Consider the following 14991-nt stretch of genomic DNA (forward strand, 5'->3'; position numbering starts at 1 on the left):
GATTATCACGCCGAAATCACGAGATCGTCGCGCTGGCGAGCACCTCATCGCCGACATCCTCGGCGTCGGGCCGGTAGAGCACCATCGTCTGCCCGGGCGCCACCCCCCGCAGCGGGGTGTGCAGCCGCATCCGCAGCTCGCCGTCGACCACCTCGACGACACCGGGGGCGATCCCACCGTGCGCGCGCACCTGGACCTCACACTCGAGCGGGCCGGCCCACGCTGCGCCGGAGGTGAAAACCGGTCGCTGACCGGTCAATTCGACGACGTCGAGATCGGTGGCCGCACCCACCCGGACGGTGCCGGTGGCGGCGTCGATCCCGGTCACATAGCGCGGCGCACCATCGGGTCCGGGGCCCGCGATGCCCAGCCCCTTGCGCTGCCCGATGGTGAACCCGTGGACGCCATCGTGTTCGGCCAGCACCGCGCCGCCGGCGTCGACGACCGCGCCGGGGCGCACGCCGATCCGGGCGCCGAGAAACGCGCGGGTGTCCCCGGTCGGGATGAAACAGATGTCGTGGCTTTCGGCCTTCTGCGCCACCGACAGCCCGCGGCGGGCCGCCTCGGCGCGGATCTCCGGCTTGGCGGTGTCGCCCACCGGAAACACCGCGTGCCGCAACTGTTCTGCGGTCAGCACCGCCAGCACATACGACTGATCCTTGTCCTTGTCGACGGCGCGGCGCAGCCGGCCTTCGGACAGCCGCGCGTAGTGGCCGGTGGCCACCGCGTCGAAGCCGAGCGCCAGCGCGCGGGCGGCCAACGCCGAGAACTTGATCCGCTCGTTGCACCGCACGCACGGGTTGGGCGTCTCCCCGCGGGCGTAGGACTCGACGAAGTCGTCGATCACGTCTTCTTTGAAACGGTCGGCGAAGTCCCAGACGTAGAACGGGATCCCGAGGACGTCGGCGACGCGTCGGGCATCGCCGGCATCCTCCTTGGAGCAGCACCCGCGCGATCCGGTTCGCAGCGTTCCGGGCGCCGACGACAGCGCCAGGTGCACCCCGACCACGTCGTGGCCGGCATCGACCATGCGGGCGGCGGCGACCGAGGAATCCACCCCGCCGCTCATCGCCGCCAGCACCTTCATCAGCGCACCACCCCGGCGCTGGCCAGGGCCGCCTGCCGGGCGCGTTCCACTGCGGCCGGCAGCACCCGCAGGGCGGCGTCCACGTCCTCGTCCACACTGGTGTGCCCCAGCGACAGCCGGATCGATCCGCGGGCGGCCACCGCGTCGGCTCCCATCGCCATCAGCACATGCGAGGGCTGTGCCACCCCGGCCGTACAGGCCGAGCCGGTGGAGCATTCGATTCCATTGGCGTCCAACAACATCAGCAGCGAGTCACCCTCGCAGCCCCGAAAGGTGAAGTGGGCATTGCCGGGCAGCCGGTGGGTCCGCGAACCGTTGACCACCACATCCTCGATCTCGGTGAGCACACCCTCGATCAGCCGGTCCCGCAGCGCCTGCAACCGGGCACTGTTGGCCTCCTGGCCGTCGACGGCGACCCGCAACGCGGCGGCCATCGCCACCGCGCCCGCGACATCCGGTGTGCCCGAGCGCACGTCGCGTTCCTGACCGCCGCCGTGGGACAGCGGCACGCAGGCGGTGTCGCGGCGCAGCAACAGCGCCCCCACCCCGGTCGGACCGCCGAATTTGTGGGCCGTGACGCTCATCGCCGCGCATCCGCTGGCGGCGAAGCTGAGCGGAAGGTGACCGGCGGCCTGCACCGCGTCGGTGTGCATGGGCACGTCGAACTCGGCGGCCAGGGCGGCCAGTTCGTCGATCGCCATGATGGTGCCGACCTCGTTGTTGGCCCACATGATCGACACCAGCGCGACGTCATCGTGCTCCTCGAGCACGGCACGCAAGGCGGCCGGAGCCACCGCTCCGTCGGCGTCGGTGGGCACGTAGGTGATCTGCGCGCCTTCGTGCTCGCCGAGCCAGGCGACCGCGTCGAGGACCGCATGATGCTCGACCCCGGTGGTGACGATCCGGCGCCGGCGCGGATCGGCGTCGCGGCGGGCCCAGTAGATCCCCTTGATCGCGAGGTTGTCGCTTTCGGTGCCGCCCCCGGTGAAGATCACCTCGGACGGCCGCGCGCCCAGCGCCGCGGCGATGGTCTCCCGGGACTCCTCCATCCGGCGGCGGGCGGCGCGACCCGCGGTGTGCAGCGAGGAGGCGTTTCCGACCGTGGCCAGCACAGCCGTCATCGCCTCGATGGCGGCGGCGTGCATCGGGGTGGTGGCGGCGTGGTCGAGGTACACCGGAGTGGCGGGGCTCATGACCCGTCCAGGGTACCCGCCGGGCGGAGCGACCCCGTTGGCAAGCTAGGCGGCCAGGGCATGCCCCGTCGAGGCCATCCGGGGCCCGGTGGCGTGGACGGCGGCCTGACAGCGCAACGCCAACCCGCGCCGGTCCTCTCCGGGCAACTGCAGCGATTCCACTCGGACGTGGGCCACCGTGCGACGCGCGACCACCAGCCGGCACACCGACGCCCACAGCGTGTCCTCGCCGATGTAGGCGGGCACCGTCGAGGTGCTGCCATCGCGGTGGTGATAGCTCAGCCGCAGCGGTTGCACCGGTCGTTCGGCGTCGATCGCGGCCTGGAACAGCGCCGGTCGAAACGATCCATGCCCCAGTCCACACCAGGTGGTGCCCTCCGGAAACGCCACCACGGTGTGCCCCGCCCGCAGCCGGTCGGCCACGGTGGCCACCACCGCCGGCAATCGGCGCAAGCTGCTGCGCTCGATCGGGATCACCTTCATCAGCCGGGCCAGTACTCCCACGCCCGGCCAGTCGATCAGGTCGGCCCGGGCGACGAACGATCCGGGCAGAACCGCGCCGATCGCGAAGATGTCCACCCAGGACACGTGGCCACTGACCACCAAGACCCCGGGCAGGTTGCGGATCGGCCCGCCCGAGACGGCGATTCGCACGCCGAGGGCGCGCAACATGAGCCGGCAATAGCCGCGCTGCAGATGCGAACGTCCCGGCAGCGGCACCGCCAACAGCGGCAGGGCGGGCAGCAGTACGACCGCCAGCGTTGCGCGCAGGAGCACCCGCAGCGCGATGCGCAGCCGCCGAGCGTTGGGGCCGGCCCCGGCGTGCAGGCACGCCTCGGTGCACGAGGCCCGCGGCAGCCAGGCGTGCTCGCCGCCGCCGATCACCGATCCGCCCCCGGGTCGGCCCCCATCGACCTGAGCCGGCGCAGATACCGGGTGTCGGCGCGACTCTTGGCCAGCAGCGCGGGAAAATCCCCCACCCCGAACTGTGGGTCGTGTGCCGGTTCGCCGCACACCTGGGCGCCCAGTCGCAGATAGCCGCGCAGCAGGGGCGGCAGGCCCGGCCGAGTCGGCGGTGCGATGTCGTCGAGTCCGCGGCCCTCGAGGACCACCGGGCGGTACGGGTACACCGTGTGCTCCGGGGCCGCGGGGTGGCGGCGGGACACGAAGTCGCGCACGCCGCGGATCCGGGTGCCGGGCGCCACGGCAGCGTCGGGATCGGCGATCGGGACCGAGACGCAACCGGCCACATAGTCGTAGTCGCAGCGATCCAGGTAGGCCAGGATCCCGGTCCACATCATCAACACCACCGCGCCGTTGCGATGGTCGGCGCGGACCACCGCACGGCCCATCTCCACCAGCGACGGCCGCAGCGCGTCCCAGCCGCCCACATCGAATTCCGTTGCGGTGTACAGACCCCCGGCGGCGATCGCACCCGGCGGCGGCAGCATGCGGTAGCAGCCGACAAGCTCTCCGGTGGCGTCGTCGCGGACCAGCAGGTGATCGCAGAACTCGTCGAAGTCGTCGGCGTCGCGGCCGTCGGTGTCGGCAGCGCGCAGCGCGAAGCCCGGTTCGGTGCTGAACACCTCGTGCCGCAGCCGCTGGGCGGCCTCGATCAACTCGGCGTCGGTGGACAGCAGCAGCGAGTAGCGCGCCGCGCCGGCGGGGTGGTCGGTTCGATCGGCGGAGATGAGGACGGCTGCTGTGCTCATGATCAGCACGTTCGCGCAGTTACTGGGCGGGGCGGCAATCAGCGCGTGACGTGTTCGTGAGCGTCAGGTGACGAGTTGCCCCCGGGCCCCCACGCAAAAGACCCCCGGAGACCAGCTCCGGGGGTCTTTCGACGAGAACCAGCTCAGCCCTTGCGAGCCTTGACCGCCTCGGTCAGCTGCGGGGCGACGTTGAACAGGTCACCCACGATGCCGTAGTCGGCGATCTCGAAGATCGGTGCCTCTTCGTCCTTGTTGACCGCGACGATGGTCTTCGAGGTCTGCATACCGGCCCGGTGCTGGATCGCGCCGGAGATGCCCAGGGCGATGTACAGCTGCGGCGACACGGTCTTGCCGGTCTGACCGATCTGGAACTGACCCGGGTAGTAGCCGGAGTCGACCGCGGCACGCGAGGCGCCGACGGCGGCACCGAGCGAGTCGGCCAGTTCCTCGACCACCGAGAACTTGTCGGCGCTGCCGACACCGCGACCACCGGCGACGACGACCGAGGCCTCGGTCAGCTCCGGACGGTCACCGGCGACCGCCGGCTCGCGCGCGGTGATCCGGGTGGCGTTCTCCGCCTGCGCGGGCACCTCGACGGTGACCTGCTCGCCGGCACCGGCGGACGGCGCCGCCTCGATGGCACCCGGACGCACGGTGATCACCGGGGAGTCGCCGTTGGCCTGGGCCTCGACGGTGTAGGCGCCACCGAAGATCGAGTGGGTGCCCTTGGCACCCTCCTTGACCTCGACGACGTCGACCAGCAGACCGGCACCCTGACGCGCGGCCAACCGGCCGGCGATCTCCTTGCCGTCGGCGTTGGCGGCAATCAGCACCGCGGCGGGGCTGTTCTGCTCGACCAACGCGGCCAGCACGTCGACGTAGGGCGTGATGAGGAACTTGTCGGCGTCGTCGGACTCGGCGACGTAGATCTTGGCGGCGCCGGCCTCCTTCAGCCCGTCGACCAGCGGGGCCGCTGTCCCGGGAGCGCCCACCACAACGGCGGCGGGCTCGCCCAGCACCTTGGCGGCGGTGATCAGTTCGGCGGTGACCTTCTTCAGGGCACCTTCGGCGTGCTCAACGAGCACAAGTACTTCAGCCATGGATTCTTAGCCTCTTTGCTCTGGGTTGGAAGTCTTAGATCAGCTTCTGGGCGACCAGGTAGTCGGCGATCTTGGTGCCGCCTTCGCCCTCGTCGGCGATCTTCTCGCCCGCGGTCTTGGGCGGCTTGGGGGTGGAAGCCAGCACGGTCGAACCGGCGTTGGCCACGCCCACCTCGTCGCCCTCGACACCGATCTCGGCCAAGGTCAGGGTGGTGACTTCCTTCTTCTTGGCGGCCATGATGCCCTTGAAGGACGGGAAGCGCGGCTCGTTGATCTTCTCGTTGACGCTGACCACGGCAGGCAACTCGGCCTCCAGGGTGAACACCCCGTCGTCGGTTTCCCGCTCGCCGGTGACCTTGCCGTTCTCCACGTTGAGCTTGCGCACGTGGGTCAGCTGCGGCAGCCCGAGGTACTCGGCGATGATCGCCGGGACCGCGCCGCCGACACCGTCGGTGGCCTCGTTGCCGGCGATGACCAGCTCGGTGCCCTCGATGGTGCCCAGCGCGCGGGCCAGGGCCCACCCGGTCTGGACGACATCGGAACCGTGCATGCCCTCGTCGTTGAGGTGGACCGCCTTGTCGGCGCCCATCGACAGGGCCTTACGGATCGCCTCGGTGGCGCGCTCCGGTCCGGCGGTGAGCACCGTGACCGTGCTGTCGCCGCCTTCCCTTTCCTTGATCAGCAGCGCCTCTTCCACGGCGCGCTCGTTGATCTCGTCCAGCACGGCGTCGGCGGCCTCACGATCCAGCGTGAAGTCGCTGTCGGACAGCTTGCGCTCCGACCACGTGTCTGGGACCTGTTTGATCAGGACCACGATGTTCGTCATGACTCTGGTTCGTCCTCCTCGACGGGCCTCACCGCGGCGGCAACCGCTGTGAGGAGCTTGGGCCTAAGGCCAGTTGGTCGGCCCACCTCGCAATGTTACTAGCGGGTAACTTATGGTGGTCCGCTCGTACACCATAACCGAGCAAGCTGCATGTTCCTGCCGTCCGGTACGGCTTCGTGCTGCGGTGCGCTGTGTCGGCCAACCGCTTCGGGTTAGCCTGCCTTCACAATGAGCGCATTCGTGACCGACGGTCCCCTCGACCCCAATCCTGCCGCGCGGCCCCCCGAGGCCGCCGCCGCGCCGCCCTCGGAGCTGCCCCTCACCGGTGAGCGGACCATCCCCGGACTGGATGTCGAGAATTACTGGTTCCGTCGACACGAGGTCGTTTACCTGCGGTTAGCCCCGCTGTGCGCGGACCGGGAGGTGCTCGAGGCCGGCTTCGGGGAGGGCTACGGAGCGGACCTGTTGGCCGGTGTGGCCCGTCGCGTCATCGGGGTGGACTATGACGAATCCGCAGTCGCCCATGTGCGTGCCCGCTACCCGAAAGTGCAGGCGCATCACGGCAATCTCGCCGAGCTGCCGTTGGCGGATGCATCGGTCGATGTTGTGGTCAATTTCCAGGTCATCGAACATCTGTGGGATCAGTCACAATTCGTGGCCGAATGCCTGCGCGTGTTGCGGCCGGGCGGGACATTGCTGATGTCGACGCCCAATCGGGTGACGTTCACCCCGGGCAGCGACACCCCGATCAACCCCTTCCACACCCGCGAACTCAACGCCGCCGAACTGACCGAACTGCTGGTCGACGGCGGTTTCACGATGCGGTCCATGAGCGGGGTCTTTCACGGCGCGGCGCTGCGCGCCCTCGACGCCAAGCACGGCGGCTCGATCATCGAGGCGCAGATCGCCCGCGCCCTGGCGGATGCGCCCTGGCCCGCGGAGTTGCTGGCCGACGTCGCCGCGGTCACCAGTGCCGATTTCGACCTGCTCGATGCCGACGAGGCCGACATCGATGCCAGCTTGGACCTGGTGGCCATCGCGGTGCGGCCGTGACCGCGCCGGTCCCGGGCATGTTCAGCCTGGTCCTGCACACCCACCTGCCCTGGCTGGCCCACCACGGTCGGTGGCCGGTCGGCGAGGAGTGGCTCTACCAGTCCTGGTCGGCGTGCTATCTGCCGCTGATGCGGGTACTGCGCACGATGGCGGACGAGGATCGGCGCGGGGTGCTCACCCTCGGGATGACCCCGGTGGTGACCGCACAACTCGACGACCCGTACTGCCTCGACGGCATGCACCACTGGCTGACCAACTGGCAGTTGCGCGCCCTGGAAGCCACCACGGTGCCGGGTGAGGGTTCAGAAGCGTTGCGGGCCTTCGGAAGACGTGAATACGCCGAAGCCGGCCGCGCGCTCGAGGACTTCGCCACCCGGTGGCGGCACGGCGGCAGCCCGCTCCTGCGCCAATTGGTCGACGCCGGCACCATCGAGCTGCTCGGTGGCCCGCTGGCCCACCCGTTTCAGCCGCTGCTGAATCCGCGACTGCGCGAGTTCGCGTTGCGCGAAGGGCTAGCCGACGCGGCGCAGCGACTGGGCCACACGCCCAGCGGCATCTGGGCCCCCGAATGCGCCTACGCCCCGGGCATGGAGACCGAGTACGCCGCCATCGGGATCAGCCACTTCATGGTCGACGGGCCGTCGCTGCACGGCGACACCACGCTGGGCCGCCCGGTCGGCGACACCGACGTCCTGGCATTCGGCCGCGATCTGCAGGTCAGCTACCGGGTCTGGTCACCGAAGTCCGGCTATCCCGGGCACGCGGCCTACCGCGACTTCCACACCTACGACCACACCACCGGACTCAAACCGTCCCGGGTCACCGGGCGCAACGTGCCCTCGGAGGCCAAGGCGCCCTACGATCCGGAGCGCGCGGATGCGGCCGTCGACGCGCACGTCGCCGATTTCGTGCAGGTCATCCGGCGCCGCCTGATATCGGAGTCCGAACGGATCGGGCAACCCGCCCATGTGATCGCCGCCTTCGACACCGAGCTGTTCGGGCACTGGTGGTACGAGGGCCCGATCTGGCTGGAGCGGGTGCTGCGCGCGCTGCCCGCCGCCGGGATTCGGCTCGGCACCCTCGGTGCTGCCGCCGCGGCCGGGTTCACCGGCACGCCGGTCGATTTACCGCCCAGCTCTTGGGGTTCGGGCAAGGACTGGCAGGTGTGGTCGGGCCCGCAGGTGGCCGATCTGGTGCAGTTGAACGCCGAAGTCGTCGACACCGCGCTGAACACGGTGGACAAGGCGCTGACCCAGGCCGCCGTCCCCGGTCGCACCGTTGCCCGCGACTACGTCGCCGACCAGATTCTGCGCGAGACGCTGCTGACGGTCTCCAGCGACTGGCCCTTCATGGTCAGCAAGGACTCCGCGGCCGAGTACGCGCGCTACCGGGCACACCTGCATGCGCACGCCACCCGGGAGATCGCCGGCGCGTTGGCCTCCGGTCGCCGCGATGCGGCCACCCGGCTCGCCGAGAACTGGAACCGCGCCGACGGTTTGTTCGGCGCATTGGACGCCAGGCGGTTGCCCCGCCCATGACCCCCGCCCTGCCCCCGCCCCCTTCTTCATCCCCTCCTTCATCCCGCGAGCGGGCGCGTCCCCGGCCGACACGCGGTGCATTTCCCGTTGTTTCCGCACGCTCGACCCGTGATGAGGCACGCCCATGAAAATCCTGATGGTGTCGTGGGAGTACCCGCCGGTCGTGATCGGCGGCCTCGGCCGACACGTGCACCACCTGGCCACCGACCTGGTGGCCGCGGGCCACGAGGTGGTGGTGCTGTCGCGGCGGCCCACCGGCACCGATCCGTCCACGCACCCGTCCACCGACGAGGTCGCCGAGGGCGTGCGCGTCATCGCCGCCGCCCAGGATCCGCACGAATTCACCTTCGGCACCGACATGATGGCCTGGACGCTGGCCATGGGCCACGCGATGGTGCGCGCGGGCCTGACGTTGCGCGACTGGCAGCCCGACCTGGTCCACGCGCATGACTGGCTGGTCGCCCACCCCGCCGTCGCATTGGCCGAATTCTTCGACGTGCCACTGGTTTCCACCATTCACGCCACCGAGGCCGGCCGGCACTCCGGTTGGATCTCCGGTCCGGTGAGCCGGCAGGTGCACGCGCTGGAATCGTGGCTGGTGCACGAATCGGACTCACTGATCAGCTGCTCGGCCTCGATGCGCGAGGAACTCACCCGACTGTTCGGCCCGGGGCTGTCCGAGATCAACGTCATCCCCAACGGAATCGACACCGCCGGCTGGCCTTTCGAGCCCCGTGCCACCCATTCGGGCCCGCCGGAGCTGCTGTACTTCGGTCGGCTGGAATACGAGAAGGGCGTCCACGAGGCCATTGCCGCGCTGCCCCGTATCCGTCGGACCCATCCCGGCACCACCCTGACCATCGCCGGGGACGGCACCCAGCTCGACTGGCTGGTCGAACTGGCTCGCAAACACAAGGTCCGCAAAGCGACCAAATTCATTGGCCGGGTTGATCATCAGGCCCTGCTGCAATTGCTGCACCGCGCGGATGCGGCCGTGTTGCCCTCGCATTACGAACCGTTCGGCATCGTGGCGCTGGAGGCCGCGGCCGCCGGCACCCCGCTGGTGACCTCCAACGTGGGCGGGCTGGGCGAAGCCGTGATCGACGGGGTCACCGGGGTGTCGTGTCCCCCACGCGACGTCGCCGCCTTGGCCGCGGCCGTGCGCGTGGTGCTCGACGATCCGGCCGCCGCCCAGCAGCGCGCCGAGGCGGCGCGGGAGCGGCTGACGGCCGACTTCTCGTGGGCGACGGTGGCCGAGGAGACCGCGCAGGTGTACCTGGCCGCCAAACGCGGCGAGCGACAGCCTCAGCGGCGTCAGGTCATCGTCGAGCGCCCGCTGCCGGACTACGGCTAGGTCGTCCAGCCCCGCCATCGAGCCACGAGCGTGCACAGACCCGGGATCTGCCCCGGCGTGTCGGCCGGGGACGCGCCCGCTCGCGGTGGGGGCGGTGGGAGTGGGGGCGCGCGGGAGGGTTAGCGGGAGGCTTTCTTGCGCTCGATGTCGGCCAGCGCGGCCGCCAACTCCGCGCGTTGCGCCGCCGAACTCTCCCACGCGAGCTTGCGGTTCTTGACCACCTTCGCCGGCGCGCCGACGGCAATCGAGAAGTCCGGGATCACGCCACGGACCACCGCGTGCGAGCCCAGCACGCAGCCCCGGCCGATCGCGGTGCCGCGCAGAATGCTGACCTTGGCCGCCACCCAGGTGTCCGGCCCGATCCGGACCGGGCTCTTGACGATGCCCTGATCCTTGATCGGCAGGCTGATGTCGTCCATCTTGTGATCAAAATCGCAGACGTAGCACCAGTCGGCCATCAGCACCGAATCACCGAGCTCGATGTCCAGGTAGGTGTTGATCACGTTGTCGCGACCCAGCACCACCTTGTCGCCGATGCGCAACGAGCCCTCGTGGCAGCGGATGGTGTTCTTGTCACCGATGTGCACCCAGCGACCGATCTCCATCTGCGAGAGCTCGGGCGTGGCCTGAATCTCCACGCCCTTGCCCAGGAACACCATGCCGCGGGTGATGATGTGCGGGTTGGCCATCTTGAACTTCAGCAGCCGCCAGTACCGCACCAGGTACCACGGGGTGTAGGCCTTGTTGGCCAGCACCCATTTCAGCGACGCGAGCGTCAAGAATTTGGCCTGCCGCGGATCACCGAGCCGCGAACCGCGCCACCGCTTGTGGATTGGTGCACCCCACATGGTCGTCATGGGCGGGAAGCTTACGCGAGCACCAAACCCCGACGGGTTACCCTCGGTGGACTTCGGCCTCGTTCGAGGCTCGGTCGAACTGATCCGGAAAGGAACCCTGGTGCATCGGCGACTTGTTGCTCTGGCATCCGCCACGCTGGTCACCGGATTGGTACTCGCCGGATGCGCGGACACCGATTCCTGGGTCGAGGCGGCCCCGGCGGTCGGCTGGGCCGCGCCCTACGCGGACGCCGCCAACAGCAGCTACACCGACACCGCGGGCGCTCGGGAGCTGGAGCTGGACTGGACCCGCTCGGTCAAGGGCGAACTCGGCGCCGCGGTGGCACTCGGCGCCGAGGGTTATCTGGCGGCCAACGCGCAGACCGCGGCCGGCTGTTCGCTGATGGCGTGGGAGAACGACAACGACGGTCGCCAGCGCTGGTGCACCCGACTGGCCCAGGGCGGCGGGTTCGCCGGACCGCTGTTCGACGGCTTCGACAACCTCTATGTCGGGCAGCCGGGCGCCATCCTGTCGTTCCCCCCCACGCAGTGGATCCGCTGGCGCCAGCAGGTCATCGGGATGCCGCTGACCCCACGGCTTCTCGGAAACGGCCAGTTGCTGGTCGTCACGCATCTGGGCCAGGTGCTGATTTTCGACGCCCACCGCGGCAACGTGGTCGGCAACCCGATCGACCTGGTCGAGGGCGTCGACCCGACGGACCCGCAGCGCGGCCTCGACGACTGCGCACCGGCGCGTCCACGCTGTCCGGTGGCGGCGGCGCCGGCCTTCTCGCCGGTGTCCAACACCGTCGTGGTGAGCCTGTGGCAGCCCGGTCGGCCCGCGGCCACCCTGGTGGGCCTGCGCTATCGCCCCGGCCAAAACCCGTTGCTGACCCAGGAATGGAGCAGCGACGTCGTGCGCGACGGTGTGGTGGCCGCCCCGGTCTTCTCCGCCGACGGCTCCACGGTGTACGTCAACGGCCGCGACGAGCGGCTGTGGGCACTGAACGCGGCCGACGGCGAGGCCAAATGGTCGGTGCCGCTGGACTATCTGGCCCAGACACCGCCGACGGTCGCCCCCGACGGCACGATCGTCGCCGGCGGCGGCCCGGGCGCGACGTTGACCGGGATCAAGGATTCCGGTGCCGCCGCCGAGGTCCGCTGGCGGCGCGGCGACGTCGAAACCCTGAGTTCGGCCAGCCAGGCCGGCGCCGAGGTCGCCTACACGGTGGCGCGCTCCGGCGCCCACGGCATGGCGCTGGTGGCCTTCGATCCCCGGGACGGCGAGACCGTCAACAGCTATCCGCTGCCGCAGGCCACCGGCTTTCCCGTCGGCGTCTCCGTCGGGGCCGACCGCCGGGTGGTGGCGGCCACCAGCGACGGGCAGGTCTACAGCTACGCCGCGGTGTAGCCGGACACGCCCTCAGACCACCAGCGGGGGCAGCGCCGAGCGCGGCACCGACACGGTGTGCGCCCCGGCCGCGCCGGCCATGATCGCCCCGCGATCGAAGTAGAAGATGAGCGCCTCATCGGTGATCGCGAAGCTCTGGTAGCTGGCCGGATCCAGGCCTGCGGTCGGCGACACCAAGTCGGGCACCCCAAGTCGAGAAGTCAATTCGCGCTGCACAATCGGCAACAGCTCGGGCACCGGCCGCGCGCCCGGGGCGAACAGATCCGCGAAGCCGAGGGGGCGTTGCCGGATCAGGTCGTAGTTGAAGGTGCGGTACCACGTGGACGGGTGGGCTCCGCCGACGTTCTGGTAGACCTCGAACGCCACCGAACGGGTGGTGGCGGTGGCCGCCTCGGTGGCCTTCATCTCCATCCGGTACGGCAGGTTGTGCGCCTGCGGATCGTGGGCGGCGGCCACGAATTCCTCACGGGTGCTGGTGATGAAGTCGGTGATGGCGCGCTGATCCGGATAGTCCAGCGGGAAGCTGACATCCATCTCGTACTCGGGCTGCGACTCGTGCGCCCGGCACAACCCGTCCGCGGCCAGGGTCCCGCCGAAGTCGCCGCAACCGCTGGCGGCGGCCGCCCCGGGCGCCCAGCCCAACAGAACCGTCGCGATCAGCGCGGTGAGAACCCAGGCGCGCACCATGGGGCCGAGCCTAGCGCGGCGCGGACGCGGGACGGGGCGATCGGCAGATGAAGGCATGCGGCCGCGCCGCCGGGCCGGCGCCGATGCGGGTGATCACCACCGACAGCGCGGTCCCGCCGCGGGGCCGCATCCGGCGCCGCAGTTCATCGGGATCGACCCGCACCCCCCGCACCAGGATCTCCAGCGCGCCGCAGTCGTGCGAGGTAAGGGCTTGTCGCAGAGCCTTTTCCGTGAAGGGCAGGTGCGCCACGACCTCGAAGCCGCGGACGCCCGGCGGCACGGAGTCACCGGTGAGATAAGCGATCTCGGGGTCAAGCTGCCACAGACCGTGGCGAGCGCCGTAGTGCCGCACCAGCCCGGCCCGCACCACCGCGCCGTCGGGGTCGACGATCCAGCGACCCACCGGACCGTGGCCGCAGTCGTCGTCTTCGGCGTCGGTGATCTGCTCACCCGTATCCAGCACCGTGGCGCGCCGGGTGACCCCCGATTCGGCCAGCCCCGCCGACCACAGGCACGCTTCGCGGACCGACGCCCGCCACGAGGTCACCTCGACCTCGCCGCGAAAACCCATGTCCGCCAGGCCCGCGAAGTCGATGCCCGGGGCACATTTGACCACCAGGTCACGGCCGACATAGACCTCCAGCAGGTCGTCGAGCGCCGGCGCGTAGGCGCGCGGGTGGAAGCGGCGTCGCCCCGCGCTGCGCCGCGCGGGGTCCGCGACGACGACGGTGTCGGCGGTGACCGGCGCCAGCGCATCGGCGCGACAGATCAGCACCGCGTCATCCAGATTGTGCCGGGCCATCGCCAACCGGACCGGATCGATGTCGCTGCCGATCACCGCCGCTGCGGTCTCGCGCAACGCGGCGAGTTCCGCCCCGATCGAGCAGGTGACGTCCGACACCCGGCGCGCCGCCAACCGCCGGGCCCGGTGCGCGGCGACCGGGGCCGCGGTGGCCTGCTGCAGCGCCTCGTCGGTGAAGAGCCACTGCTCGGTGCCGGCCAGCTTGGCCGCCGCTTTCCGGCGCAGCAGCGTGGTCTCCACCAGCACCGCGGTGTGGGCGCCGTAGCGGGACCGCACCGCGGTGATGTCGGTGATGCGGTCGCCGGCCAGTGGCAGCGCGGCCACCTCGGCCAGGGCGGCCACGCCCTCGGTCGAGGTCAGGAATGCGACGTCGGCGCGGGTGAACGCCAGCCCCGAGCTCAGGAGGGCTTGACCCCGGTGACCATCACGTTGTAGAACCAGCCCTTGGGCACCACCCGGCGCCATACGTTGGCATCGACCCAGCTCAAGGTGGTCCAACTGCCGAACGCGAACTTGGCCCAGTTCCAGCCGAGTTTGCCCGACGGGACTGTCGACTCGAAGGTCCGCACCGGCCAGCCCAGCATCGCGGCGGTGAACTCCTCGCTCGCCGTCTGCACTTCCACCGCCCCGGCGTTGGAGGCCATCGTCTCGAGGTCCTTCGGGTCGAAGGTGTGCAGATCGACGATCCACTCCAGCGCCGCGGCCCGCGAGTTCTCGTCGAGTTCTTCCTGGGGCCGGCGCCAGCTGCTCAGAAACGGCAGCTTCATCGCCGCCACGGTGGTCTTCCAGGTCAGGTCGGCCAGCGCGCGAGCGTAGGTATTTCCGACCGTGGTCGGTTCACCGGCGAAGATGAAGCGGCCGCCCGGCTTGAGCACCCGGACCACCTCGCGCAGGGAAAGCTCGACGTCGGGGATGTGATGGAGCACCGCGTGCCCGACCACCAGGTCGAAGGTGTTGTCCTCGTACGGAATACCCTCGGCGTCGGCGACCTTGCCGTCGATGTCCAGCCCGAGGTTCTGGCCGTTGCGGGTGGCGACCTTGACCATGCCCGGGGACAGGTCGGTGACTGAACCGCGGCGTGCCACCCCCGCCTGGATCAGGTTGAGCAGAAAGAATCCGGTGCCGCAGCCCAATTCCAACGCACGGTCATAGGGCAGCTCACGCTGCACTTCCTCGGGTACCGCGGCGTCGAACCGGCCCCGCGCATAGTCGATGCAGCGCTGATCGTAGGAGATCGACCATTTGTCGTCGTAGCTTTCTGCTTCCCAGTCGTGGTAGAGCACCTGGGCGAGCTTGCTGTCCTTCATGGCCGCCTCGACCTGCTCCGCGGTGGCGTGCGGGTTGGGCGCCGGCGATTCGTGCGTGCTGGTCATGGGGAGCCAGCCTAATAGG

General features: G+C 70.1%; 14 protein-coding genes. 4 read left to right on the top strand and 10 right to left on the bottom strand.

Features of this window, described 5'->3' with window-relative positions; all coding sequences use genetic code 11:
- Window positions 1–16 precede the first annotated feature (16 nt).
- The 6 genes from mnmA to RCP80_RS16500 all read right to left on the bottom strand — a co-directional run bounded on the left by mnmA (window position 17) and on the right by RCP80_RS16500 (window position 5918).
- Window positions 17–1087, bottom strand: a complete 1071-nt coding sequence (mnmA, locus tag RCP80_RS16475; protein WP_308478692.1) for a tRNA 2-thiouridine(34) synthase MnmA — start codon at window positions 1085–1087, stop codon at window positions 17–19.
- Window positions 1087–2280, bottom strand: a complete 1194-nt coding sequence (locus RCP80_RS16480) for a cysteine desulfurase family protein (protein ID WP_308478693.1) — start codon at window positions 2278–2280, stop codon at window positions 1087–1089. Before RCP80_RS16480 ends, mnmA begins: the two co-directional genes overlap by 1 nt.
- Before the next feature lie 45 nt (window positions 2281–2325).
- Entirely contained in the window at window positions 2326–3165 is an 840-nt protein-coding gene (locus RCP80_RS16485) for a lysophospholipid acyltransferase family protein (RefSeq protein WP_373693363.1), read from the bottom strand.
- The gene (locus RCP80_RS16490; RefSeq protein ID WP_308478694.1) at window positions 3162–3992 is read right to left on the bottom strand and encodes a GNAT family N-acetyltransferase; all 831 of its coding nucleotides are present in this window, start codon (window positions 3990–3992) and stop codon (window positions 3162–3164) included. Before RCP80_RS16490 ends, RCP80_RS16485 begins: the two co-directional genes overlap by 4 nt.
- A gap of 143 nt (window positions 3993–4135) precedes the next feature.
- A complete protein-coding gene (locus tag RCP80_RS16495; protein WP_308478695.1) occupies window positions 4136–5092 on the bottom strand; it encodes an electron transfer flavoprotein subunit alpha/FixB family protein in 957 nt (318 codons plus the stop codon).
- A gap of 34 nt (window positions 5093–5126) precedes the next feature.
- Window positions 5127–5918 carry an electron transfer flavoprotein subunit beta/FixA family protein gene (locus tag RCP80_RS16500; RefSeq protein WP_308478696.1) on the bottom strand — a complete coding sequence of 264 codons (792 nt, stop codon included), beginning with the start codon at window positions 5916–5918 and terminating at the stop codon, window positions 5127–5129.
- Window positions 5919–6146: 228 nt separating this feature from the next.
- On the opposite strand from RCP80_RS16500, the gene RCP80_RS16505 reads away from it, so the two are divergent.
- The 3 genes from RCP80_RS16505 to RCP80_RS16515 all read left to right on the top strand — a co-directional run bounded on the left by RCP80_RS16505 (window position 6147) and on the right by RCP80_RS16515 (window position 9863).
- Window positions 6147–6971 (top strand): class I SAM-dependent methyltransferase, encoded by an 825-nt coding sequence (locus tag RCP80_RS16505; protein ID WP_308478697.1) that lies wholly within the window; start codon window positions 6147–6149, stop codon window positions 6969–6971.
- Between the two features lie 17 nt (window positions 6972–6988).
- On the top strand, window positions 6989–8509 hold the full coding sequence (locus RCP80_RS16510; RefSeq protein ID WP_308482886.1) for a 1,4-alpha-glucan branching protein domain-containing protein: 1521 nt from the start codon (window positions 6989–6991) through the stop codon (window positions 8507–8509).
- A 124-nt stretch (window positions 8510–8633) separates the two neighbouring features.
- Window positions 8634–9863, top strand: a complete 1230-nt coding sequence (locus tag RCP80_RS16515; RefSeq protein ID WP_308478698.1) for a glycosyltransferase family 4 protein — start codon at window positions 8634–8636, stop codon at window positions 9861–9863.
- Between the two features lie 119 nt (window positions 9864–9982).
- On the opposite strand, the gene RCP80_RS16520 is transcribed toward RCP80_RS16515, so the two are convergent.
- On the bottom strand, window positions 9983–10720 hold the full coding sequence (locus RCP80_RS16520; protein WP_308478700.1) for an acyltransferase: 738 nt from the start codon (window positions 10718–10720) through the stop codon (window positions 9983–9985).
- Between the two features lie 100 nt (window positions 10721–10820).
- Between RCP80_RS16520 and RCP80_RS16525 the strand changes: the two genes are divergently transcribed.
- Window positions 10821–12110, top strand: a complete 1290-nt coding sequence (locus RCP80_RS16525; protein WP_308478701.1) for an outer membrane protein assembly factor BamB — start codon at window positions 10821–10823, stop codon at window positions 12108–12110.
- A gap of 12 nt (window positions 12111–12122) precedes the next feature.
- On the opposite strand, the gene RCP80_RS16530 is transcribed toward RCP80_RS16525, so the two are convergent.
- Genes RCP80_RS16530 through RCP80_RS16540 form a run of 3 tightly spaced genes read right to left on the bottom strand, consistent with a single transcriptional unit; the run spans window position 12123 to window position 14972 of the window.
- Complete coding sequence (locus tag RCP80_RS16530; protein ID WP_308478702.1) at window positions 12123–12797, bottom strand: esterase; 675 nt, start codon at window positions 12795–12797, stop codon at window positions 12123–12125.
- Between the two features lie 10 nt (window positions 12798–12807).
- A complete protein-coding gene (locus RCP80_RS16535) occupies window positions 12808–14064 on the bottom strand; it encodes a class I SAM-dependent methyltransferase (protein ID WP_308478703.1) in 1257 nt (418 codons plus the stop codon).
- Complete coding sequence (locus RCP80_RS16540; RefSeq protein WP_308478704.1) at window positions 13998–14972, bottom strand: class I SAM-dependent methyltransferase; 975 nt, start codon at window positions 14970–14972, stop codon at window positions 13998–14000. The genes RCP80_RS16535 and RCP80_RS16540 overlap by 67 nt, the downstream gene beginning before the upstream one ends.
- Between the last annotated feature and the right edge of the window lie 19 nt (window positions 14973–14991).

Origin of the sequence: Mycolicibacterium sp. MU0053 (assembly GCF_963378095.1) — a bacterium.
GTDB lineage: Bacteria > Actinomycetota > Actinomycetes > Mycobacteriales > Mycobacteriaceae > Mycobacterium > Mycobacterium burgundiense.

Bases quoted from the DNA above. Each gene is read 5' to 3' on its own strand.
- RCP80_RS16510 (WP_308482886.1), top strand. From the start codon at position 6,989: ATGTTCAGCCTGGTCCTGCACACCCACCTGCCCTGGCTGGCCCACCAC.
- RCP80_RS16520 (WP_308478700.1), bottom strand. From the start codon at position 10,720: ATGACGACCATGTGGGGTGCACCAATCCACAAGCGGTGGCGCGGTTCG.
- RCP80_RS16535 (WP_308478703.1), bottom strand. From the start codon at position 14,064: ATGGCGCCGGGTGGTGCCCAAGGGCTGGTTCTACAACGTGATGGTCAC.
- RCP80_RS16515 (WP_308478698.1), top strand. From the start codon at position 8,634: ATGAAAATCCTGATGGTGTCGTGGGAGTACCCGCCGGTCGTGATCGGC.
- mnmA (WP_308478692.1), bottom strand. From the start codon at position 1,087: ATGAAGGTGCTGGCGGCGATGAGCGGCGGGGTGGATTCCTCGGTCGCC.
- RCP80_RS16490 (WP_308478694.1), bottom strand. From the start codon at position 3,992: ATGAGCACAGCAGCCGTCCTCATCTCCGCCGATCGAACCGACCACCCC.
- RCP80_RS16505 (WP_308478697.1), top strand. From the start codon at position 6,147: ATGAGCGCATTCGTGACCGACGGTCCCCTCGACCCCAATCCTGCCGCG.
- RCP80_RS16530 (WP_308478702.1), bottom strand. From the start codon at position 12,797: ATGGTGCGCGCCTGGGTTCTCACCGCGCTGATCGCGACGGTTCTGTTG.
- RCP80_RS16480 (WP_308478693.1), bottom strand. From the start codon at position 2,280: ATGAGCCCCGCCACTCCGGTGTACCTCGACCACGCCGCCACCACCCCG.
- RCP80_RS16495 (WP_308478695.1), bottom strand. From the start codon at position 5,092: ATGGCTGAAGTACTTGTGCTCGTTGAGCACGCCGAAGGTGCCCTGAAG.
- RCP80_RS16540 (WP_308478704.1), bottom strand. From the start codon at position 14,972: ATGACCAGCACGCACGAATCGCCGGCGCCCAACCCGCACGCCACCGCG.
- RCP80_RS16500 (WP_308478696.1), bottom strand. From the start codon at position 5,918: ATGACGAACATCGTGGTCCTGATCAAACAGGTCCCAGACACGTGGTCG.